The 21,295-nt window shown below is 70.1% G+C and carries 21 protein-coding genes; 14 read left to right on the plus strand and 7 right to left on the minus strand.

What is annotated here, in order from left to right:
- The first annotated feature begins 118 nt into the window (after positions 1-118).
- The gene (locus KBO27_RS18585; RefSeq protein ID WP_210971177.1) at positions 119-535 is read left to right on the plus strand and encodes a peptidase inhibitor family I36 protein; all 417 of its coding nucleotides are present in this window, start codon (positions 119-121) and stop codon (positions 533-535) included.
- Here the strand turns inward: KBO27_RS18585 and KBO27_RS18590 are convergent.
- Genes KBO27_RS18590 through KBO27_RS18605 form a run of 4 tightly spaced genes read right to left on the minus strand, consistent with a single transcriptional unit; the run spans position 529 to position 4,716 of the window.
- On the minus strand, positions 529-1,611 hold the full coding sequence (locus KBO27_RS18590; protein ID WP_210971178.1) for a glycosyltransferase family 4 protein: 1,083 nt from the start codon (positions 1,609-1,611) through the stop codon (positions 529-531). The genes KBO27_RS18585 and KBO27_RS18590 overlap by 7 nt on opposite strands.
- On the minus strand, positions 1,608-2,498 hold the full coding sequence (locus KBO27_RS18595; RefSeq protein WP_246537515.1) for an alpha/beta fold hydrolase: 891 nt from the start codon (positions 2,496-2,498) through the stop codon (positions 1,608-1,610). The genes KBO27_RS18590 and KBO27_RS18595 overlap by 4 nt, the downstream gene beginning before the upstream one ends.
- A 26-nt stretch (positions 2,499-2,524) precedes the next feature.
- The gene (locus KBO27_RS18600; RefSeq protein ID WP_210971180.1) at positions 2,525-3,757 is read right to left on the minus strand and encodes a glycosyltransferase; all 1,233 of its coding nucleotides are present in this window, start codon (positions 3,755-3,757) and stop codon (positions 2,525-2,527) included.
- The gene (locus tag KBO27_RS18605; protein ID WP_210971181.1) at positions 3,754-4,716 is read right to left on the minus strand and encodes a DMT family protein; all 963 of its coding nucleotides are present in this window, start codon (positions 4,714-4,716) and stop codon (positions 3,754-3,756) included. Before KBO27_RS18605 ends, KBO27_RS18600 begins: the two co-directional genes overlap by 4 nt.
- A 732-nt stretch (positions 4,717-5,448) precedes the next feature.
- Between KBO27_RS18605 and KBO27_RS18610 the strand changes: the two genes are divergently transcribed.
- Complete coding sequence (locus tag KBO27_RS18610; protein ID WP_307870478.1) at positions 5,449-6,501, plus strand: CopD family protein; 1,053 nt, start codon at positions 5,449-5,451, stop codon at positions 6,499-6,501.
- 1 nt (position 6,502) lies between these two features.
- On the opposite strand, the gene KBO27_RS18615 is transcribed toward KBO27_RS18610, so the two are convergent.
- Complete coding sequence (locus KBO27_RS18615) at positions 6,503-7,627, minus strand: hypothetical protein (protein WP_210971183.1); 1,125 nt, start codon at positions 7,625-7,627, stop codon at positions 6,503-6,505.
- A 225-nt stretch (positions 7,628-7,852) separates the two neighbouring features.
- Entirely contained in the window at positions 7,853-8,647 is a 795-nt protein-coding gene (locus KBO27_RS18620; RefSeq protein ID WP_210971184.1) for a GH25 family lysozyme, read from the minus strand.
- 330 nt (positions 8,648-8,977) lie between these two features.
- Here KBO27_RS18620 and KBO27_RS18625 point away from each other — a divergent pair, with 330 nt between their 5' ends.
- The 10 genes from KBO27_RS18625 to KBO27_RS18670 all read left to right on the plus strand — a co-directional run bounded on the left by KBO27_RS18625 (position 8,978) and on the right by KBO27_RS18670 (position 17,261).
- Entirely contained in the window at positions 8,978-9,502 is a 525-nt protein-coding gene (locus KBO27_RS18625) for a DUF4232 domain-containing protein (RefSeq protein ID WP_307870479.1), read from the plus strand.
- A 278-nt stretch (positions 9,503-9,780) separates the two neighbouring features.
- Positions 9,781-10,584: an alpha/beta hydrolase gene (locus KBO27_RS18630; RefSeq protein ID WP_210971186.1), complete on the plus strand. Its 804-nt coding sequence runs from the start codon at positions 9,781-9,783 to the stop codon at positions 10,582-10,584.
- A 113-nt stretch (positions 10,585-10,697) separates the two neighbouring features.
- Positions 10,698-11,036 (plus strand): PRC-barrel domain-containing protein, encoded by a 339-nt coding sequence (locus tag KBO27_RS18635; RefSeq protein WP_210971187.1) that lies wholly within the window; start codon positions 10,698-10,700, stop codon positions 11,034-11,036.
- 274 nt (positions 11,037-11,310) lie between these two features.
- Positions 11,311-11,517 carry a hypothetical protein gene (locus KBO27_RS34910; RefSeq protein WP_443706186.1) on the plus strand — a complete coding sequence of 69 codons (207 nt, stop codon included), beginning with the start codon at positions 11,311-11,313 and terminating at the stop codon, positions 11,515-11,517.
- Between the two features lie 515 nt (positions 11,518-12,032).
- Positions 12,033-12,452, plus strand: coding sequence for a hypothetical protein (locus tag KBO27_RS18645; protein ID WP_210971189.1), 420 nt, complete (start codon positions 12,033-12,035; stop codon positions 12,450-12,452).
- 133 nt (positions 12,453-12,585) lie between these two features.
- The gene (locus KBO27_RS18650) at positions 12,586-12,846 is read left to right on the plus strand and encodes a hypothetical protein (RefSeq protein WP_132619308.1); all 261 of its coding nucleotides are present in this window, start codon (positions 12,586-12,588) and stop codon (positions 12,844-12,846) included.
- A gap of 2 nt (positions 12,847-12,848) precedes the next feature.
- A complete protein-coding gene (locus KBO27_RS18655) occupies positions 12,849-13,100 on the plus strand; it encodes a hypothetical protein (RefSeq protein WP_132677830.1) in 252 nt (83 codons plus the stop codon).
- A 128-nt stretch (positions 13,101-13,228) separates the two neighbouring features.
- The gene (locus tag KBO27_RS18660) at positions 13,229-16,033 is read left to right on the plus strand and encodes an FtsK/SpoIIIE domain-containing protein (protein WP_210971190.1); all 2,805 of its coding nucleotides are present in this window, start codon (positions 13,229-13,231) and stop codon (positions 16,031-16,033) included.
- A complete protein-coding gene (locus tag KBO27_RS18665) occupies positions 16,026-16,409 on the plus strand; it encodes a hypothetical protein (protein ID WP_210971191.1) in 384 nt (127 codons plus the stop codon). Before KBO27_RS18660 ends, KBO27_RS18665 begins: the two co-directional genes overlap by 8 nt.
- A gap of 99 nt (positions 16,410-16,508) precedes the next feature.
- Entirely contained in the window at positions 16,509-17,261 is a 753-nt protein-coding gene (locus tag KBO27_RS18670; protein ID WP_210971192.1) for a GNAT family N-acetyltransferase, read from the plus strand.
- On the opposite strand, the gene KBO27_RS18675 is transcribed toward KBO27_RS18670, so the two are convergent.
- Entirely contained in the window at positions 17,233-18,888 is a 1,656-nt protein-coding gene (locus KBO27_RS18675) for an FAD-binding oxidoreductase (protein WP_246537517.1), read from the minus strand. The two genes, KBO27_RS18670 and KBO27_RS18675, sit on opposite strands and share 29 nt — an antisense overlap.
- Here KBO27_RS18675 and KBO27_RS18680 point away from each other — a divergent pair.
- Both KBO27_RS18680 and KBO27_RS18685 read left to right on the plus strand, forming a co-directional pair.
- Entirely contained in the window at positions 18,887-19,537 is a 651-nt protein-coding gene (locus tag KBO27_RS18680; protein ID WP_210971194.1) for a TetR/AcrR family transcriptional regulator, read from the plus strand. The two genes, KBO27_RS18675 and KBO27_RS18680, sit on opposite strands and share 2 nt — an antisense overlap.
- Positions 19,534-21,105, plus strand: coding sequence for a glycerol-3-phosphate dehydrogenase/oxidase (locus KBO27_RS18685; RefSeq protein WP_210971195.1), 1,572 nt, complete (start codon positions 19,534-19,536; stop codon positions 21,103-21,105). Before KBO27_RS18680 ends, KBO27_RS18685 begins: the two co-directional genes overlap by 4 nt.
- The last annotated feature ends 190 nt before the right edge of the window (positions 21,106-21,295 follow it).

The following is a 21,295-nucleotide window of genomic DNA, read 5'->3' on the forward strand; positions in this document are numbered from 1 at the left end:
AGGTGGTGTATCCGGCCAATTCGCTGGAAACGGCTCCGCGGTGCCGCCAATCTTGCTCCAACGCGGCGATCGATGCCGCAGCCGGATCGAATTCCCCTCCAGCGAAAGGATTTCCGCCATGTCCTCCTACGCCCTCTCCCGGTCAGCAACCGGCCGGTTCCGATCCCGCTGGTCGCTCGCGCTGGGGCTGGCGCTCACGGCGGCCCTGTCGCTGGCCGCGCTGCTGGCCGGCCCACCGGCCGACGCTGAAGTGAGCCGAACCAGTTGTCCCGCAGGTTCATTCTGCGTCTGGCCGGAGACCGGGTTCGGTGGTCAGTCGCGCGAGCTCGCGCTGCGAGCCACCGGCGTCGAGCAGTGCGTCACGCTCGAAACCGGTTGGGAGGCCAAGTCCTTCGCGAACAACACCGGTCATCCCGTGACCGTCTACCAGGACCCGCACTGCGATGAGGAGGCCGACTTCGACACCCACCCATCAGGATCGCAGACCCCGCAGGCCGGTTACGTGGCTCGGGCCATCCAGGTCTGGAGTCACTGACCGCGGCCGGTCAGGTTCCGCACCAGGTCCAGGAGTCGTTCGGCGGAGTTCTGCCAGGTGAACTTCGCCGCCTGGGTCCGGGCCGCCTCGACCAGATCGGCGCGGGCCTCGTCGTCCTCCAGCGCCCGCACGGCATCGGCGAAGTCCTTCGGCCTCCCCGACTCGAAGAACTTCGCGTGCCCGCTGGTGACCTCGTGGAAGATCTCCAGATCGCTGCAGACCACCGGCGTCCCCGCGTTCATCGCCTCGATGACCGGCAACCCGAAACCCTCGTCCCGCGAAGCGGTGACCAGCGCGCTCGCCCGAGCCAGCAGCTGCTGGTACTCGTCCTCCCCGATCCCCCGCCAGAACACCACGTCCGCCCCCGGCGGCAGCTGCTCGCGCAGCTCGGCCTCGCGCTGCGGTCCGATCCGGCTGACCAGGTGCAGCCGGTGACCAGGAAGGAAAGCCATGCCCGCCAACAACGTTTCCACGTCCTTGTACGGCATGAACGAACCCATGTACACCAGCTCGCGCGGCCCTCCACCCGTTCCCGGCGGTGACGCCAGCGCGGTCTGCGGCTGGGGTGCGTTGTGCACGACGGTGACCGGCCGGCGCGTCAGCCGGTACCGCTCGATCAACCGGCGGGTGGTGTCGCTGACGGTCACCACGGCGTCGGCGCGGTCGAGCATCAGGCGCTGCGGCCAGAACGCCTTGTGGTAGAGCCGCCAGGCGATCTTCACCGGCAGCGGCAGGAACCCCGGCGGCTCCGGGTGCCGGTAGTAGATGAGGTCGTGCAGCGTGAGCACCAGCCGGTAGTCGCGCCGAAACCCGCCGATGATCTGCATCGGGCTGAACACCACGTCGGCACCCAACCGGTTCAGGGTGCGCGAGACCCACAGCTCGCGCGGCGAGAACGGGCTGTTGATCAGCACGTGCGGAACCCCGTCGGGCAGCAGGTCCAGCTGCCGCTCGTCGTGGATCAGCATCGTCACGGGATGGAGGTGGTGCAGTGCTTCGATGAGGCTCGCGCCGTAACGGCTGATGCCGTCGTGCTGATCGGTGCGCGTCCAGCGCGCGTCGACCACGAGGTTCATCGGCTCTGCTCCGGGATCGCGACCTTCTCGCGGTGGTCGCTGCGCCCCAGGAACCGCACGATCTCGGCCGCCGCGGCGTCGGGGGTCTCGTAGTGCACCAGGTGTCCCACGTCGGCGATGACCACGAGCTCGGCGTCGGGCAGTCGCGCCGCCAGCGCGCGCTGGCCCGCCAGCGGGGCGATCTCGTCGTGCTCACCGGCCACCAGCAGCACCGGCATCGACAGCCGGTCGGCGTAGTCGGTCACGGTGTGGGTCACCGAGGCCTGGAAGGACTGGTTGACCACGGACGGCGAGTGGAACCGGCTGAAGTGCCGCAGGTGGTTGTCGTCGATGAACCCGCGCAGCTGCTTGTCCCGGGTCCGGGTCATCGCCCGGCTGGCCGCCAGCACCACCCACCGGTTGGTCAGCAGCGACCGCCCGGCGCGGGAGGGCAACCGCTCCCCGAGCGTGTAGTAGGCGGCGGTCAGACCTGCCAGGGCCGCGTGCGGACCGCGCAACGCGGACTGGGCGATGGGGTTGATCAGCACCAACCGGCGCACCAAGGACGGGTTCAACGCAGCCAGGCGGGAGGCGATGATCGAACCGAACGAATGCCCGATCAGCACGAGCGGCCGCTCGGCGCCACCGAGCCGACCGATCAGCTCGGTCATCACCTCGGCGTAGCCGGCGACGTCGTGCCGCGTGTTCATCGGCCCGGAATCCCCGAATCCGGGCAGGTCCGGGATCACGACGCGCCTGCCGGTCAAACCGGCGGCGATGAGCTCCAGGCCGTGGTGCGTGCCGCGCAGCCCGTGCACGATCAGCACCGTCTCGGCGGTGGCCCCGAGCTCCTCGCGGTAGACCCAGTAGTGCAAGTCGGAGCCGTTGATCCGAGCTACACGCTCCATTGGGTGCAGGTCCGGAACGATCATGGTCAGCTCGCCAGCTCGGTGCTGATCTCGTCGAGTTCCACGGCGCTGTCCGGGTCGATCACGTGGTGGTAGAGCGACTCGAAGCGGCCCAGGACCTGGTCGATGTCGTGCCGGGAGACCAGCCGCTGGCTGGCCTGGCCCATCCGGTCGATGGTGGCGCGGTCGGCGAGCACGTCGCCGATCGCACCCGCGAGCGCGTGCACGTCGCGCGGCGGGTACAGCCAGCCGTTCTCGCCCGGGCGGCACAGGTGCGGCAGCGCCATCGCGTTGGCCAGCACCACCGGGGTCGCGGCCGACATGGCCTCCATGGTGGCCAGGCTCTGCAGCTCGGCGATGCTGGGCATGCAGAACAGGTCGGCGCGGGCGTAGGCCTCCAGGAGCTCCTCATCGCTGAGGAAACCGTGGAAGTGGACCCGGTCGGCGATGCCGAGGTCGTCGGCCAGCTGCTCGAACGCCTCCCGACGAGCGCCGTTGCCGACAATCTCCAGGCGGGTCTGGACCTCGGTGCGCAGCAACGACATGGCGCGCAGCAGGTCGTCGATGTGCTTCTCCTCGTCGAGCCTGCCGACGAACAGCACGGTCCGCGTCTCCGGGTCCGGGTTCTGCTCGCGGTAGCGCGCGGCCGGACGCCGGTAGCGGTCGACGTCGATGCCGCAGGACACCGGCAGCGCAGTGCGGTCAAAACCGTTGTCCTGCAGCAGTTGCACGGCGCGCGGCGTCGGCGCGGTGACCATCTGCGCCTTGCGGTAGTGCTTGACCAGGTTGTGCCAGAGCAGCCGTCCGGCGGCGTTCTGCAGGAACGGAGGGATCTTGAAGTAGCCGAAGATGTTCTCCGGCATGAAGTGGTTGGTGGCCACCACTCCGATGCCGCGCTTGCGAGCCGAGTCGATCAGCCCGCGGCAGATGAAGAAGTGCGACTGGACGTGCACGACGTCGGGCTGGATCTCCTCCAGCAGCGCGTCGGCCTGCCGCGCCTGCCACGGCATCAGGCCGCGGATCGACGGGTGGAACGGCGAGCTGTAGGAGCCCACCCGGTGCACCAGAACGCCGTCTTCGACCTCGGTGCGCGGCTCGCGGGTGTCGGAGTGGCACACCACGTGCACCTCGTGCCCGCGTGCGGACAGACCGGTGGCCAACCGGTGCCCGAAGTTGGCGGCCCCGTTGACGTGAGGCGGGTAGGTGGTCGCACCGACCACGATCCGCAGCGGGCGCCTGCGCGACGGTTGCGAAGTCAAGAGGAACTCCCGTTAGGACGAGGGGACGTGCGGTGTCCGGCGGTACCGGCGGGAACTTCTGTCGGGGGCTGGTCGGCGTCCAGCCTGTCCGATGTGCGGTGTTCGGTGTTGTCCGGGTGGTGGCGTGCCAGGGCGAACACCCCGGCGCAGGCCACCAGCGCGCAGAGCGCTTCAGCGGCGGCGACCCAGCCGCTGACGTGGTCGGCCTCGCCGAGCAGGCCGATGCCCAGGCCGACGGCGACCAGCGGGTCGATGACGGTCAGGCAGGCCACGACCAGGTCGGGCGGGCCGCTGGCGTAGGCGTGCTGCAGCAGCCAACCACCCGCGACCATCGCCACGGCGATGCCGAGAACGGACAGGAGATTGATCGCCAGCAGGTCCCAGGTCCCGACCTGCTGGGCGACGGCGCGAGCCATCAGCGACACGTACCCGTAGGCCACGGCGCAGCCGGCGGCGAAGAGCACGCAGCGCACCTTCGAGCGGGTCGCGACAGCGACCACGCCGAGCAGCAGGACCGCGACCGCGACGATCTGGGTGGCGGTGAACTGGTCGTCGTCCCCGACCGGCGTCGGCGTCGCGCTGCTCGCGGCCAGCAGGACGAACACGGCGAGCCCACCGGTCGCGGCCAGCACCGCCAGCACCATGCTCGGGTTGACGTCGCGCCGGCTGTAGCCCTGCTCGCGCAGGTTGAGCAGCACGGTGATCGGCAGCGCGAGCACGCCGATCGGCTGCACGACGCTCAGCGGGGCAAGGCCCAGCGCGCACACGTGCACCACCGCGCCGCCGCCGAGCGCGGCGAGTCCGGCCAGCCAGCGCGGGTTGCGGACCAGCAGGGCCTGGTTGCGCAGGCCGAGCCCGCCGCCGTCCATCGTGGCGTGCACGGCCGCGTGCTGCAGGCGCGCGCCCACCGCGTATCCGCAGGCGCCCAGCGCCGCCAGCACCACCGCAAGTGCGGTCATCGCGCATCACGCCCTAGCGCGTGTTGCATGACACTCTGTCCGTTCACACCGCTCAATCTCGCGTCTCGCGAGCCCGGCGCACATCCGGGGCCGGACCCCCAATTTCCCTGAGGCGATCCTCGCTCGCATTCCAGCGACGATGGCCGGCCGCGAACCACCGTCGTACCGAGCTCCCGCTGCCTGGCTGCGGGGACGTGCTTCAGAGCTACCCGGAGGGTTCCCGGGCCTACCCCGGGTGAACCCAGGGTGATCCCGGAGTGCCGGTGCCCCGGCGTCACAGCAGACCACGAATTGTCCGCCACCAGTCCGACGTCGAGTGGAATTCGCGGGAACCGATCCGGTGAACACTCCTCGACGGCCCGGCGAATCGCGCACGGGAGTAGCGCACTTCAGGTGCACAAGTGCGCTCGCCTCCGGAATCACGCCGCTGACTCTAGAACAACAACGCTGAGGACTTTGTCAGCAACACATCGCTCAACGGCACCCGAGGCGCCCGCAACAGGCGCCGGACAAATGGATCGGATTGGAATCATTCCGCCGAACAGGCCTTTGGAGCAGGAACATCGGCGAAAATGAAGATCAACATATGCGGCGGTAAACGGTGACCCAAACGACATGGGGAGAACATCACGTCGTCCACCCGCCCTCGCGCTCAGGAACAATTCCGTCACGAGGCGTGATCTGAAGCGACTCGTGCTCGCCGAACCACCTTCGAGTGAGATCATGCGGAACGTGGCTGTTCACGAAGCGGTGTCCGGGAGCGAGCAGACCGAGCAGAAGCGCCCGCGCAACGCCAAAGCGCTGGTCGTCGTGGCTCTGCTGGGCGCCGCGCTGCTGACAGCGCTGGCCGCCACGGCCTACACCGACGTCGGCACCATCCCCGGACTGCCCGCGCTGCCTCCCCTGGTCCGCTTCGGCATCCCCGTGATGCGGGCGCTGCTGGACCTGGCGGCGCTGGCCACCGTCGGGCTCTCGATGCTGCCCAAGCTGCTCGGCTTCGACCAGCCCGCGCGCACCGAACCCGTGCTCGCCAAGGCCCGCCCGATCGCCGTGATCACCGCGCTGGTGTGGATGCTCAGCGCACTGTTCTCACTGGTCCTGCAGGCCATGGAAGCCAGTCCGGGAGCTCCGGCCACCACCTCGCTGGTGATCACCTACGTCAACGACGTGCCTGCAGGCCCCGGCCTATTGGCCAGCGCGGGCGGTGGACTGCTGTGCGCGGTCATCGGCCTGCTCGCGGTGCGCTTCGGCGAGTCTGTGCCCACTGAGCTGCGCACCATCGTCGCGCTGCTCGGGCTGCTGCCGATGCCGCTGACCGGCCACGCCACCGACTGGCAATACCACGACTTCAGCATGATCTCGATGGAGCTGCACGTGGTCGGCGCGGCCATGTGGGTCGGCGGCCTGGCCGCGGTGGCGCTGTTCGTCGCACCGCAGCGCGGACTGCTCGCCGAAGCGCTGCCCCGCTTCTCCAAGCTCGCCGGGATCGCGCTGCTCGTGGTCGGCGCTTCGGGCCTGTTCAACGGCCTGATGGAGCTGGTCATCACGCCGAACGCCGGCCTGACCGGCCTCGTCACCACCCAGTACGGCCAGATCCTCCTGGGCAAGGCGCTGTGCCTGGTCCTGCTGGCCGTGGTCGGCGCCCAGATGCGGTTCCGGCTCGTGCCGCGCATCGCGCGCCACGAGCGGACCGCCCTGCTGACCTGGGTGACCTTCGAGGTCGCCGTCATGGGCGTGGCCTACGGACTCGGCGTCGTCCTCTCCCGCGCCCCGGTCATCGTGTGATTCAGCCGCGGACGCGCCAGTCGCGCACCGCGGCCAGGTGCTGCTCGATGCGGCGCACCCCTCCGGAGCCCAGGTGCTCGAACAGGCCCCACAGCCCGGCCAGCGGCACCACCACGTACAGCGCGGAGGCGAAGTCCGACGGCGGCGCGGCGATGTAGGCGTGCTGCAACCACAGCGCCGCGTAGGCCGCGGCCGTCACCGCGGCCGCGCCGACCAGCGGCCGCATCCGCGTCATCAGCTGGCAGGACAGGTCGATGGCCAGCGCCCCGGCCAGCAGGAAGAACGGCACGGTGGAGATCGGGAACCCGGCCGCGGCCAGCAGCGCCCACGCCACGCAGCGGAAGACGAGGTAGCCGACGATGATCGTGGTGGCCGTCCAGCGACGTCCGACGAGGATCCGCGCGAGCAGCAGCGTGCCCAGCCCGGTCAGCACCGCCCAGCTCGGGTACAGCCAGTCGGGCGTGGGCAGCGTGAAGTTCTCCACCGCGATGTAGTCCAGCGGCCGGTGCAGCTGATCGGCGGCGAACTGCAGCAGGCTGTCCTCGGCGTAGGGCGTGCCCCGCTCCCACGCGGCCAGCCCGAGCACGCCGTACTCCTGGTGCTGGTTGAGGAACATGAAGTTGTCCAGCACGGTGAACCACAGGAAGCAGGTGACCGGGTAGAAGTACCGGTCGGCGCGGCCGTGGCGGTTCCAACCCACCAGCAGGCCGACGCTCATCAGCCCGGTTCCCAGGTAGAGCAGGGCGTGCGACGGGCTCCACGCGGTGATGTCCAGCCCGTTGACCCGGTGGTTGATCACGTCCAGCGGCGCGGCGACGAGGAAGACCCCCAGCCCCCACTGCATCCAGCGCAGCGTGGCCCTGTCGACGCCGATGCCGGTGTAGCTGTGGATGACCACCAGCCCGATCACCATCACCGTGCCGACGGTGTTGAGCAGGTGCGGCGGCGCCAGGTCGTCCCGCAGCCACCGGAAGTGCCAGGAGATGTCCCACGTGGCGCCGAGGATCTTGAGCACCATCGCGACGACCCACCAGCGGTACAACGCCGTGACCAGTTCGCCCGGCGCGTCTCGGCCGGGTGCACCGCGGGTCCAGTGAGCCCGGACCAGCGCAGCGACGTCCGCCATCGCGTTCACCTCCACCTCGGGTGATGTTCACGAAAACGGTAACCCGTGTTGATCGAGGGAGAACCGGGAACCGGTTGTTCCGGGCGAACCTTTTCCCAAAGGAAATGTGCGCCGGACGGAAAGTGACTCCCGGCACCTGTTTTCGCGTTCGCTCTCGATTCGGCCACTTGCGCATCGTGATGGCCCGGGCGGCGGAACCACCCGGGCCATCACGAGAACGTCGCTCTAGCGCGGAATCCTGAGGACCTGACCGACGTAGATGAGGTCGGGGTCGGAGATTCCGTTGACCCGCGCGATCTCCCGCCAGTCGACGCCGAGCTTGGCTCCGATGTCGGACAGGGTGTCGCCGGGCTGCACCACGTAGGTCTCCTGCGGCGGTACGGGCGGCGGCGGTGGCGGCGGAGCTCCGGCTCCGGTGAGCACCTCCAGCGGCACCAGCGAGACGTTGAGGTCGGTGTCGCCGCCGATGCCGGGCACCTGCCCGTCGGAGGCGTGCTGGTGGATCACGACGCGATCGGTCATGTAACCGGGCTCGCCGGGGTTGCGCCCGTAGTGCGCGACCCACAGGAACACGCCCGGATCCACCCAGGTCTCCGGGGCGATCTTGTCCTGGAACCAGGAGCTGGAGGCGTAGACGACGATCTCGTTGCGCCCGGTGTGGGCGCGGAGGGCGTCGATGAAGCCCTTGATCCAGCCGCCGAGGTTGGGCGCCTCGGTCTCCATGTCCAGGCACGGCGGGAGGTTGCCGGGGCCTGCGGAGTTCGTCCGCGCCAGCTGCGCGGCGAAGTCGGCGGCCTCCTGCTGCGGCGTGTTGGTGTCCGGTCGCGCGAAGTGGTAGAGCCCGGTGACCATGCCGGCCCCGCGCGCCCCGTTGAGCTGGGCGTCGAGCGTGGGGCTGACGTATCCGATGCCCTCGGTCGCCTTGATGTAGGTGAAGACGTATCCGGCGCCGCGCACCGCTCCCCAGTTCGGCTCCCCTTGGTATCGCGCTACGTCGATACCGGGAATGCGTTCGGCCATGTTTTTACCCCCTGAAGTTCTGGCCTCTGCCGCTGCTCAAACTATCGAAGTCCAACAAACCGCCAGCTCCGCCATTCGGGTTAAGATCGCCGCCCGAAAGCCCCACCAGATCAGCACGCAATGCAATCGGTGCGTATTTCCACTCACCTGTTCCAGTGAGCCACTGATCCTAGTCGCGAGTTTTCTTCACCAGATGCACAGTGGAGGCGGTCCCGCGAAGCACCGCCGTTTTTCCGGCGCGGGCAACCATTTCCGCCGGAGGGCGTCTTTCCAACAGCAGAGCAATGACCGAACCAACCCGCTGGGGCGGCGGGAACGGGGGTGATGGCCGTGAACCGGCACATCGGAGCACGCATTCTGCGGACGTCCGCCGGACTTCTGGCCGCTGGGGCGCTGGCGGGCGCGGGCCTGCCCGCTCACGCGCAGGACGCACCGGACCAGCCGCGCGATCCGCGCTGCCACACCTCGCAGCTGACCGGCAGCATGTCGCCGGTCGAGGCCGGGGCGGGCCAGCGCTACGCGGACGTGTCGCTGACCAACACCAGCGACCGGTTCTGCACGATCTACGGCTACGGCGGGATGCAGCTGGTCGATGCCGCCGGGAACCCGCTTCCCACGAACGTCGCCCGCACGGCCAACCCGGGACCCGCGCTCATCGGGCTCTCCCCCGGCCAGTCGGCCGCGGCGACGCTGCACTGGAGCGCCGTCCCGCACGGCGACGAAGGCGACCCGTGCCAGCCCACCCCGGTCGGCCTGCAGGTCATCCCGCCGGACGAGACCGATCCGCTTCCGGTCGAGTGGACCGGCGACGTCGTCTGCGGAGCCGGCGCCATCGAAGAAACCGCCTACCACTAGCCGCGGAGGAAGAGGCGGAGCCCAGTTTCAGGTGTGGGACTCAGCTCGCACCGCCGCAGGTTCGTCAGCGGTTTCGTGGCGAGTACGCCGGGACGCCGATGTCCACCCTCTGGGTAAGCGGAATACATCAGGAGCGGCGCACGGAGTCCACGGAACCGCTCAGGTCCTGCTACCCGCACCGCTACGCAAAGCAACCACGAAACAGGCTTCAGGGAGGAGACGCGTCGATCACACCGGAGGTGGTGGCCGGAACAGCGCCGGTGTGCTGGGGTGGCGACATGATCGAGTCAACGGACCGCGAGGTAGCGGGGAGCCTGGGAACCCTGGCAGTGCGGGAGTGGTCGGCGGACAACCCGGGCTGGATCGCGCTGATCGCGCACGGCTACGGCGAGCACTCCGGCCGCTACCAGTGGGTCGCGGAGCAGTTGGTCCACGCACGCGCGGTGGTCTGGGCACCGGACCACATCGGCCACGGCCGCTCGCCGGGCGATCGCGTCCACTTCGACGACGCCGAGGTCCTGGTCGCCGACCTGGAGGTGCTGCGCCGCGAGGTGACCGCGCAGCACCCGGACCTGCCGGTGGTGCTGATCGGGCATTCGATGGGCGGGATGCTCGCCGCGCGCTACGCCCAGGAGCACCAGAGCAACCTGGCCGCCGTGGTGCTGTCCGGTCCGGTGCTGGGCACCTGGCACGTGCTCGACCTGCTGGAGCACGACGAGATCCCGGACACCCCGATCGACCCGGCGACGTTGTCCCGCGACCCGGAGGTGGGCGCGGCGTACCTGGGCGACGAGCTGGTCTGGCACGGCCCGTTCAAGCGGCCCACGCTGCGCGCGATCGACGACTGCCTGCTGGCGATCAACGAGGGCCCGGCGTTGGAGATCCCGACCTTGTGGGTGCACGGCGAGGACGACGAGCTGGTGCCGGAGGCCGACACCCGGACGGGCATCGACCGCATCCGGGGCCACGAGTTCCACGAGCACATCTACCCGGGCGGGCGCCACGAGCTGTTCAACGAGACCAACAAATCCGAGGTCATGACGGATGTCCGCAACTTCATCGGCCGAGCACTGAATTCTTAGATCGGCTGATAATACTGACGATCATTACCTGATCGAGTGAGGCGTGTCGCTTGCGCGGTTGCAGGCGTCCGCTCTTCCGGGCAGCTTGAAATCCGACGGAGCGGGGGGCTGCCATGAACGTCGAGCGTGCGCAGGACTTGATCGGGACACCGGTTTTCGACAGCGACGGCAACCGCGTCGGCAGGGTCGGCAACGTCTACGTCGACGACCACACCAACCAGCCCGAATGGGTCACGGTGCGGCTCGGCATGCTCGGGGTCAGGGAGACCTTCGTGCCGCTCGACGGCGCGATCAAGGCCGAGAACCGGCTGGAGATCCCGGTCTCCCGAGCCCGGGTCCGCAACGCCCCGAGCGTCGAGGCCGAGGGCGGACGTCTCACCGACACCGAGGGCCGCAACCTCTACGCCTACTACGGCCTCGCCGACCCCGACGAGAGCGATATCAACTCGTAAACAACTCAGCCCTGTGTGACCGGCTTTTGAGACGGTTCGGACCTTTCAGGCTTTGCTTGCGCTCTCGTCTCACAGCTGGCTGCGGTGAGACGGGTCGCATCGCCCACCACTAGGTGGGTTGGGGCATGTTTACGAATACCCACGCCGAGCGCGCGCGGTCGCGCACGTTGACCCCGGCGACGACGTCAGCTGGTCCAGCGAGACCGCACCGACGACAAGAAAAAAATCCCGGTTGGCCCGCTCGGTGCGGCGTGTGGGGGTGCCGGTGATCGAGGTGGACGCGGCCTACACCTCGCAACGCTGCCCACTACGGGGGTGTGGACAGGTGGCGATCAAGAACCACTTGCCATCCCGGAACACCAGATCCGCCTCACCCCGACGATGCTCACCCAAAGTCTTCAGATCGTGCGGTGAAGCGGCGAACGTGATGTTCTTCATCCGGCCGCGCATGGTCCAAATCGAGACTGTGCGCCGGTCGTAGTTCCACGACAGGCACCAATCATCGAAGGTGTGCGCCGCATCCAGCCGGAACTCGACCGGTTTCGACTCCGCCTTCACACGCCGCTTCGAACCCGACCTACCAAGACGGCCGTTGCGGATGGCGCCGCGCAGGGTGGAGTACGCGTCGGCGACCCGCTTGATCACGTGCTGCGCGGCTTGAGCACCCAGGCCACGTTCTTTGAGATCCGCATAGCGCAGAGACCGAAGCTGCTTGACCGAGCCCTTCAAGCCGTGAGCGTCAAAACCTGCCCGCGAAACCTCGTTCGCGGCCTGGTTGACCGCGCGCAAGGTCGCCTCCAGCGCCGAGGCCTGTTCCGGCGTCGGAACCAGCTTCACCTGCACCGCGATCTTCACACCCAGCACGATGACACCACCCACCGACACACGAGCCACGGCTCTGTTCGCCACACACACCTAGCTGTTAGTCGCGTCGAAATTCCGGGTTACTGCCTCGGACGTTCGAACTCGGGTGCGGATGCGGAAGAATCTTCCGCGATGGACGCACACAGCGAGCTCGAACTGCTCATCACGGTGGTCGTCGGCGCGCAGGACGAAGCCTCCGCCCGAGTCGCCTGCGACGACCTGGCCAGACGGGTCGGCGGACGGATCGTGACAGTCGGGGACTGCTCCGACGAGGAGCCCGGCTGCTGGTCGCTGACCATGAGCCGCGGCACCGGGGAGACGGGCTGGCACGTGGCGGCCCTCTCGCGCGTGGTGCGCAACTTCCTCCGGGAGCTGGGGCCGGGCTACGCCCGCCACCGCGTCGCCTGCGCGCCACCGACGGCCTGGTCGGTGGTGGATGACCCCGAGCTGGTCGGCGAACTCGTCCCGGCCGGCGAACGCCTGCTCATCGAGGCGTGGTCGGCGGAGCCCGAGGACGCCCCGGATCATCAAGAATCCACAGTAGACAACTGACTCCAACATGCCTGCCGGCTAAGACCGAACAGTGATCAACAAGGGGCGGCCCGGCCGCGCGCTGATCTCGCTCGGGCACTACCTTGTGAGTCCTTGCAGAGTCGTACCGCCCTGGGAGAGGACCGCAATCCACATGGCAGGCGTCGAAGAAGTTCGCGCAGGCATTTCGCTGGCCAACCAGAAGATGCAGGAAGGCGTCGCAGCCCTCCAGCAGACGGCGCTCGTCCTCGAAGAGGCGCAAGCCGCGCTCTCCGGCGCCATCCAGGGCACCGCGCAGGACGAGATGCAGCACGCCTACGGCATGCTCGCCGAAGTCCTGCAGACGATCGGCGGCGCGCAGGGCACGCTGTCGGCGACGATCTCGTCCACTGAGAGCTACGCCGGGCGGCTGTAGCGGTGTCCTCGCTCGACGAACTCCAGCAGGTCCTGCAGGGCATCGAGCGCCAGCTCGAAGAGGCCGGGGCGCACCTGGGGACCTGCCAGGGCAAGCTCGACGAAGCGCGTCAGGCGCTGGTCCGGCTCGACCCGGAGCACCCTGAGACCGTCCTCCCACCGGGGCTCCCCCGAACGCATGACCAGGTCGAGCGCGCCCAGCGCCTGATCGACCTCGTCCTGAACACGATCCGCGACTTCGCCACCCGTTTGTAGGACGGTCGGCGGAGCGCGGAACACCGTCCCACTGCGCGGTATTCGTGCCTGCGCATGGGTTAGGCGGGGCTTATTTCGAGGTGGTACCTTGATCACGTTCCGTAACTCGGTCTCCGAGGTGGCGTGTTGTGAAACGCAGTGACCGGCGAAGTCGCATCGAATCGGCATTCGAGCACCTGCGCCGCAGCATCTCCGCCGCCCTCGGCGCCGCCGAGAACGCGCACCAGGAAGTGCTCGACACCTGCGCCGAGCAGGAGTACGCGCTGCGCATCGCCCAGCTCGGCGCGGCCGAGGCCGAACGCGAACCGGAGAAGATCGCCGATCCGGCCGACCCGCACTTCCAGGCCGCGCTCGCCAGGGCGCTCGCCGACCGCGACGAGATCTTCCAGGACTGGACCGAGCAGGGCCCGCCGTCGCTGGAGAAGCTGGTCGCCGCGAACTCGCCCGGCAGCGCGTCGGACCCGTTCGACGCCTGGCTCGGCAGGTTCGGCGGCGGTGACGTCGCGCACCCGCCCGAGCTGTGGCGCATCGGCACCGCGACCGTCCCCGGCTCCCCGCTGTCGCCGTCGTTCCCCGCGGTGGTCCCGGCGCTGGACTTCGCGCACCTGCGCATCACCACCGACGAGGTGCCCGAAACCGCCGAAACCCTGGTGCAGAACCTGCTGCTGCGCATCGTCAGCCACTTCGAACCCGGCCAGGTGCGCATCCACAGCTGGGACGTCGCGCGGTTGACCGGAACGCTGCCGGACCTGCACCCGCTCAGCAGCGCCGGACTGCTCACCGCCCACGACCCGACGCGGCTCGGCGACATGCTCGACGTGCTCTCCGACCACATCAAGCGCATCCACTCCGGCGCGCTGCTCGGCGAGCACACCACGCTGCGCGCGCTGGCCGCCGCCCACGGCAGGCGCGGCGAACCGTGGCGGATCGCGGTGCTGTTCGGCAACGGCCAGCCGCTGCGCGAGGAACAGCAGCAGCAGCTCCAGCGCATCGCCCGCAACGGCCTGGCCTGCGGGATCCAGCTGATCACCGTCGACCTCCCGCTGACCGTCAACAGCTCCATAGAGTCGATCACGCTGATCGGCGAGAACCGGGCCCGCACCAGCATGACCGGGCCGGAAGCCGTGGTGGCGCTCGACGATCCGCCCACGCGCGGCAAGGCGTCGAAGGCGTGCGCGGCGATCGCGGCCGAGTTCGAGTCCCGCCGCGCGCGGGTCCGCAACTTCGACGACCTGCTGCCCGACGAGCTGTGGCAGTGCCACTCGCGTTCCGAGCTGCAGGCTCCCGTCGGGTTCGACGAGGGCGAAGAGGTGTGGATGCGGCTCGGCGACGCCAGTCCGCACACGCTGATCGGCGGGCCCAGCGGCTCGGGCAAGACGAACTTCCTCTACAGCATGCTCGGCGCGATGGCCGCCCGGTACTCGCCGGACGAGCTGGAGCTGTACCTGCTGGACTTCAAGGAAGGCGTGTCGTTCGCCCAGTTCACGCCGGGCAAGCGCGATCCGAGCTGGCTGCCGCACTCCAAGCTGGTGGGCGTCAACGTCAACACCGACCGGGAGTTCGGGTTGGCGCTGCTGCGGTTCCTGGCCGACGAGATGCGCCGCCGCGCCGACAAGGCCAAGGAGCACGAGGTCACCAAGCTCGAAGAGCTGCGGGCCGAGGACCCCGAGGGCCGGTGGCCGCGGATCGTGGCGGTGATCGACGAGTTCCAGTACCTGTTCGCCGACCGCGACCCGGTGACCGCGCAGGCCACCAAGCTGCTGGAAGACGTTGCGCGGCGCGGCCGCTCGCAGGGGATCCACCTGGTGCTGGCCAGCCAGGACGTCTCCGGTATCGAGGCGTTCTGGGGCAAGCCGGCGATCTTCGAGCAGTTCATCCTGCGCATCGCGCTGCCCAAGGCGCGGCGCGTGCTCACCGAGCACAACCAGGCCGCGATGGAGCTGCCGCGGTGGCACGCGGTGGTCAACCACGAGTCGGGCGTCAAGCACGGCAACGAGATCGCCCGCATCCCCGACGCCACCGCCCGCGACACGTTCCACGAGCTGCAACAGCGGCTCTGGCAGCGGCGCGCGGCCGGTTCGCACCCGCCGCGCCTGTTCGACGGTTCCAACCTGCCGAAGCTGTCGGCGCTGGAGGACTTCCGGAGGCTGACCGCGCCGGTGAGCACGCCGCGCGCGCTGCTCGGTCAGGTCATCGACGTCGAGGGGACGGCCGCGGCGGTGCGGCTGTCGCGCTCGCCGGGACGCAACATCGCGGTGATCGGCTCGGTCCGCGAGGACACCACCAGCGCGCTCGGCGCGGCGGCGCTCTCGCTGTCCCGCCAGCACGAACCGGGCAAGATCCGGTTCACCATCGGTGCCCTGCTCGACGACGTCGACGACGACGCGCGTGCCGTGGCCGAGGAGCTCCGCGGGCGCGGCCACGAGGTCGACGTGGTGGGCCTGGACGACATCTCGGCGACGCTCGACGGCATCGCCCAGGACATCGACGCGGGCGCGTCGCCGGTCCGGCACTGCGTGGTGCTCTACGCCGTCGACGCCGCGCAGACGACGCTGGAGCGCAAGGATCCGGTGACCCGCGCGTGCGCGCTGGACTCCCTGCGCAAGATCCTCAAGCAGGGCCCGGAATCCCGGGTGCACGTGATCGGCTGGTGGCGCAGCGTGCAGCGGGTGAAGAACACCCTCGGCATGGGGCCTGTGGACGACATCGGCGCGTGGGTCGCCTTCGACGTGCACGGCCAGGAGCTCAGCGCGTTCGCCGCGGGCCAGCCGGTGAACTGGTCGCCGCGCTCGCGCCGCGGCCTGTTCTTCGACCGCTCGGTGCACTCGCGCCCCGAAGTGGTCCTGCCGTTCGACCTCGGCGGGGCGCCGCCGGTGCCCGCCCAGCGTTCGACGGAGTCCGACGCCAACGTCCGGGAGGAAGCCGGTGACTGAGACCGCGGCCGAGCGCTACCGCGAGCTGACCGCCCTGGCCACGGCCGCGGGCAAGCAGATGCGCAAGCACGAGCGCGACAGCGCCGAGAAGCTCGGCGAGAAGGTCGCCGCGGGCAAGCAGCGCACGGAGGAGTCGGAGAAGGTCCGCGACGAGCTGGTCGCCGAGGTCAAGCAGCGCTGGACGGCCGCGATGCAGGTCGTCTGGGACGAGCGCTGGCTGCGTTCCTCGGGCATGCCGGCCGCTGACCGGAAGGCTCCCGACGCGTCGCCGTCGGAGTCGCGCCTGGCCGTTCACGAGGCATTCGAGGACCTCCGCGACGCCATCACCAAACCCCGCCTGCCCACCGGCTTCCTCTCCCGCCGCAAGAAGTCCTGAGCCACCCCGGCACGGAGGCCGTTCGAATTTCGCGCGAAATTCGAGTCGGAACTTTCGCGTTCGAATTTCGCGCGAAATTGGAATCCCTACGCTGGGCGTGTGCAGGAGCTGAGGACTGCGGCCGAGGTCGCGGAGGTCACGTCCGACCTGATGGTGCGGTGGGCGGCCCAGGCGTTGGAACCGGAGTACCCGCACGAGCGCGGGGCGGCGTGGCGGTCGCGGAACGCGGTGGTCGTGTTCGCGCCTCGGCTCAACCGCGCCGACCGGGTGGTCCACGCCGGTGACGAGGACGACGTCGTCGCGCTGCTGCGGGAGGTCCTGCCCGGTCTGACCGGACCGAAGGTGCGGTTGCTGGCAGCGGCTCCGCTGGCCTCCCGGGTCTCCGAGCGGTTGGGCCACGAGGTCCTGGCGACGTTCGGGTGGCTGCACCTGGACACCACTGCGCCGCAGCGCCCCACCCCCGACGTCGAGTGGCTGACCGGAGCCGACGTTCCGGCGATCGACGCGCTGCTGCGCGAGGCCAGCCCCGGCTCGTACCTGTTCCCCGACGACCCGGGAGCCGTGCGGTGGGCCGGGATCCGCGACACCGACGGCACCCCGATCTCGATCGCCGGGGACTCCTGGCCGGCACCGGGACTGCGCTACGTCTCCGGCGTCGCCACCCACCCCGCGCACCGGGGCCGGGGCTTGTCCACGCAGGTCTGCACGTTCGTGACCAGGGAGCTCGCCGCGCTCGGCGCGGTGACGCTGATGGCCGACGCCGACAACGAACCGGCGCTGAAGGTCTACAAGGGTCTCGGCTTCCGCTACAGCCCCATCTCCGCTAGTCGCGGAGGAGCTTGCCCGGGTTGAGGATTCCCGTCGGGTCCACCGCCCGCTTGGCCGCGGTCAGGACCGCCGTGCCGATGTCGCCGATCTCCGCGCCCAGCCACGGACGATGATCGACGCCGACCGCGTGGTGGTGGCTGATCGTGCCGCGACCGGCGATGGCGTCGCAGGCCGCTTCCTTCGCGCGCTGCCACTGGGCGAGGGCGTGCTCGGAATCGCGCGGGGCCAGCACCGTGAAGTACAGCGAGGCGCCGGTCTCGTAGGCGTGCGAGACGTGGCACATCACGATGGGCGGTTTGCTGCCGGTCTGCAGGTTGCGCACCAGGGCCGTGCGGACCGCGGAGCGCAGCTCGCTCAGCCCGCTCCAGCTCGTCGCGGTCTCCAAGGTCTCGACGCACACGCCCCGGTCGAGCAGGGCGTCCCGCTGCCGAGGCCCGGAGAACCGGTGCGACTTCCACGACTCCCCTGCTGCACGGCCCAACCGCACGGTCCGGACGTCGCGCAGCGCGCGCACCGCAGCCGCCCGGCGCTGCTTGAGCTCGGTGCGGGTACCGGCGTCCCAGCCGAGCACCAGCAGGCACGGATTGCGGACGCCCTTGGCGCGCAGGAGGTTCCCGAGCGCACGCGCCTTGAGCTGCCCGGACAGCGCGAGCTGCACCTCGGTCTCGGCCGGGTCCGACAGCCTGGTGACGTCGGCGAGCACCCGTTCCTGCGCGAGCGCGCGCACGGCGTCGGTCCCGGCCTGCCAACCGTCCACCACGAAGGCCTCGTAGCGGCTGCGCCTCGGCGCGGGCCGCACGCGGACGGCGACCTCGGTGATGACGCCGAGGATCCCCTCGCTGCCGATGGCGAGCTGGCGCAGATCGGGTCCCGCGGCCGACGCCGGGGCGACGCCGAGCTTCCACTCACCGGCCGGCGTCGCCAGCCGCACGCCCTCGACCATGTCCTCGAAGCGCCCGTAGCCGGAGGAGGCCTGGCCTGCTGAGCGGGTCGCGGCGAACCCGCCGATGGTGGCCCGCTCGAAGGACTGCGGGAAGTGCCCGAGCGTGAACCCGTGCGCGGCCAGCAGCGATTCGGCCTCGGTCGCGCGCATCCCGGCCTGCAGCACGGCGATCCGCGAGTCCGGGTCGAGCGAGATCAGCCGATCCAGCCGCACGAGGTCGAGGGCGACGACGGCGTTCTTCCCGCCGCGCAGCGCGTCGACGCCGCCCACGACGGAGGTTCCGCCGCCGAAGGGGACCACCGCGATGTCGTGGCGGGCGCAGATCTCCAGCACGCCCTGCACCAGCTCCGGGTCCGAGGGCAGCAGCACGGCGTCCGGGACGGCCAGTTCGGCGCCGTCGCGCCTGCGCACCAGGTCGCTGTAGGACATGCCGCCCGCGCGTCCGAGCCGCGCAGCGGCGTCGACGAGCACGTGCCGCTCGCCGAGCAGCGCTTCCAGTTCGGCGCGCGGGGTGTCGGCGAGGGAGCTCCCGGGTACGTCGAGGAGCGACGACGGGACCGCCGGCGTGGTGGTCTCGGTGAGTCCGATGCGGTGCCGCAACCAGCGCAGCGCGGCCGGGGACAGTGGCGCGGACGCGGCCCCTGACGGGGTCCAGCTGCCGCGAAGGGTGTGTTCGATCTCGCCGTTCACGGTTAAAGTGTGACACATGGAGTCGGATTGTCACAGCGTCGAGCGAGCTGATCCGCACCACGCCCGCACCGGCAAGCGGCAGGCGGCCAACCGGGTCGCCGACGCCGACCTGCTCAGCGCGGCGCGCAAGTGCGTCCTGGCCTCAGGCGTCCGACGAACCACGCTGACCGAGGTCGCCCGCACCGCGGGCGTCAGCCGGATGACCCTCTACCGCCGCTTCCCCGATGTGGGCAGCATGGTCACGTCCCTCGTCACGGTCGAGTTCGGTGAAGTCCTCGACCAGGCACGTCGAGCGGCGGTGAGCGGCCACGCACGAGAGCGCCTCGTGCGCGTCATGGTGCGCGGCATCAGACTGCTGCACGAAGCTCCCCTGCTGCAACGAGTCCTGGAAACCGACGCCGAACTGCTGCTGCCCTACCTGGTCGAGCGACTGGGCAGCACCCAGCTGGCGGCCGACCGGTTCATTCGCGAGTATCTGGCCGCCGGGCACGCCGACGGATCGATCCGCCCCGGCGACGTGGCGGTGCAGGCCCGCTCACTGCTGCTGCTGACCCAGTCGTTCGTCATCTCCGCAGGTCCGGCGACCGAGGACGTCGGACTCGACTCGCTGACCGACGAACTCGCCCACCTCCTCGACGGCGCTCTCCAGCCAAGGAGCCCTTCATGATCACCACGCCGCTGCCCGCCGGTTCGCTGCGCGCCACCTCGCTGAACTCCGCCCGGCTGCGCACCGACCTGCACGCGGCGGCGGAGCAGGAAGTCGACCTGCTCGTCGTCGGCGGCGGCGTCACCGGCACCGGGGTCGCCCTCGACGCAGCGGCCAGGGGACTGTCGGTGGCGCTGGTGGAGGCCGAGGACCTCGCGTGGGGCACCTCCCGCTGGTCCAGCAAGCTCGTGCACGGAGGTCTGCGCCACCTCGCGCACGGGGACATCGCGCTGGCGCGGGAGAGCGCGGCCGAGCGCCACGTGCTCATGACCCGCACGGCCCCGCACCTGGTCCGCCCGCTGCCGCAGCTCATCCCCCTGCACGAAGGGGTGTCGCGACGCCAGGAGGTCGTCCTGCACGCGGGTCTGCGGGCCGGTGACGCGCTCCGGCGGGCCGCGCGGACGCCCTCCGACGTCCTGCCCTCGCCCAAGAGGATCCCTTCAGCCGAAGCCCTCGCGCTCGTTCCCGGCCTTCGCCCGGCCGGGCTGCGCGGCGGCCTGCTGAGCTTCGACGGGCAGCTGGTCGACGACGCGCGGCTGGTGGTGGCCCTGGCGCGCACGGCGGCCGGGTTCGGCGCGCGCGTCCTCACCCGCTGCGCGGTGACGTCCCTCGACGGCGATGGCGCCGACCTGGTGGACGCGCGCAGCGGCGAGTCGCTGCGGATCCGCGCGCGATCGGTGGTCAACGCCGCGGGCGTGTGGGCCGGCGACCTCGTGCCGGAGGTCCGGCTGAGCCCGTCGCGCGGATCGCACCTGGTGGTCGACGCCGACGCGGCCGGGGTCGCCGGAACCGCCGTCGTCGTGCCCGCGCCAGGTGAGCCGGGACGGTTCCTGCTGCTGATCCCGCTGCCCGACGGCCGCGCGATCCTCGGCCTGACCGACGAACCGGCGCCCGGCCCCATCTCCACGGTCCCGGAGGTCCCGGAGTCCGATGTGGACTTCCTGCTGGCCGGGGTCCGCGACGTCCTGGGAGCGCCGCTGACCCGCGACCACGTCCTCGGGTCGTTCGCCGGACTCCAGCCGCTGTTCCAGCAGGACGGCAAGGACTCCGCCGACCTCTCCCGCCACCACGCGGTGCTCACGTCGGAGGAAGGGATCATCACGGTCATCGGCGGCAAGCTCACGACCTACCGGAAGATGGCCGCCGACGCCGTGGACGCGGCGGTCGGGTCTCGCGGTCTGTCGGCGGGGCCTTCGCGGACCACCGAGATCGCGCTGGTCGGCGCGGCCCCTCGGCGTCACCTCACCGACATCGAGGCTCCCGCCACCCTCGTCGCCAAGTACGGCACCGAAGCCGCCCGCGTCGCGGCCCTGACCGAGTTCGACCAGGACCTCGCCGAACCGGTCGCGGAAGGCCTCCACCTCACGGCGGCCGAAGTCCTCTGGGCGGTCCGCCACGAAGGCGCCCTCGACGCCGACGACGTCCTCGACCGCCGCTCCCGCCTGGGCCTCGACCCCACCCACCGCACCGCAGCCCTCCCCCAGGTCGAGAACCTGGTCACCAGAGCCCTGGCAGGAATCGAACCCTGACCCCGCACCGGACCCCGATTACCGCAGCAATCCGTCACCCGAATACGGCAGTAATCCGGGTCCACCACCGGCGCAGTCCCGCTCCAGACCCGATTACCGCAGTAATCCGTGGTCCGAATACGGCAGTAATCCGGGTCCCGACCACGGGTGCGGTCGACATCCCGGCCGCCGGTGTGGGGCTCGTCCCGAT

This window comes from Saccharopolyspora endophytica (genome assembly GCF_018070075.1).
Lineage (GTDB): Bacteria > Actinomycetota > Actinomycetes > Mycobacteriales > Pseudonocardiaceae > Saccharopolyspora > Saccharopolyspora endophytica.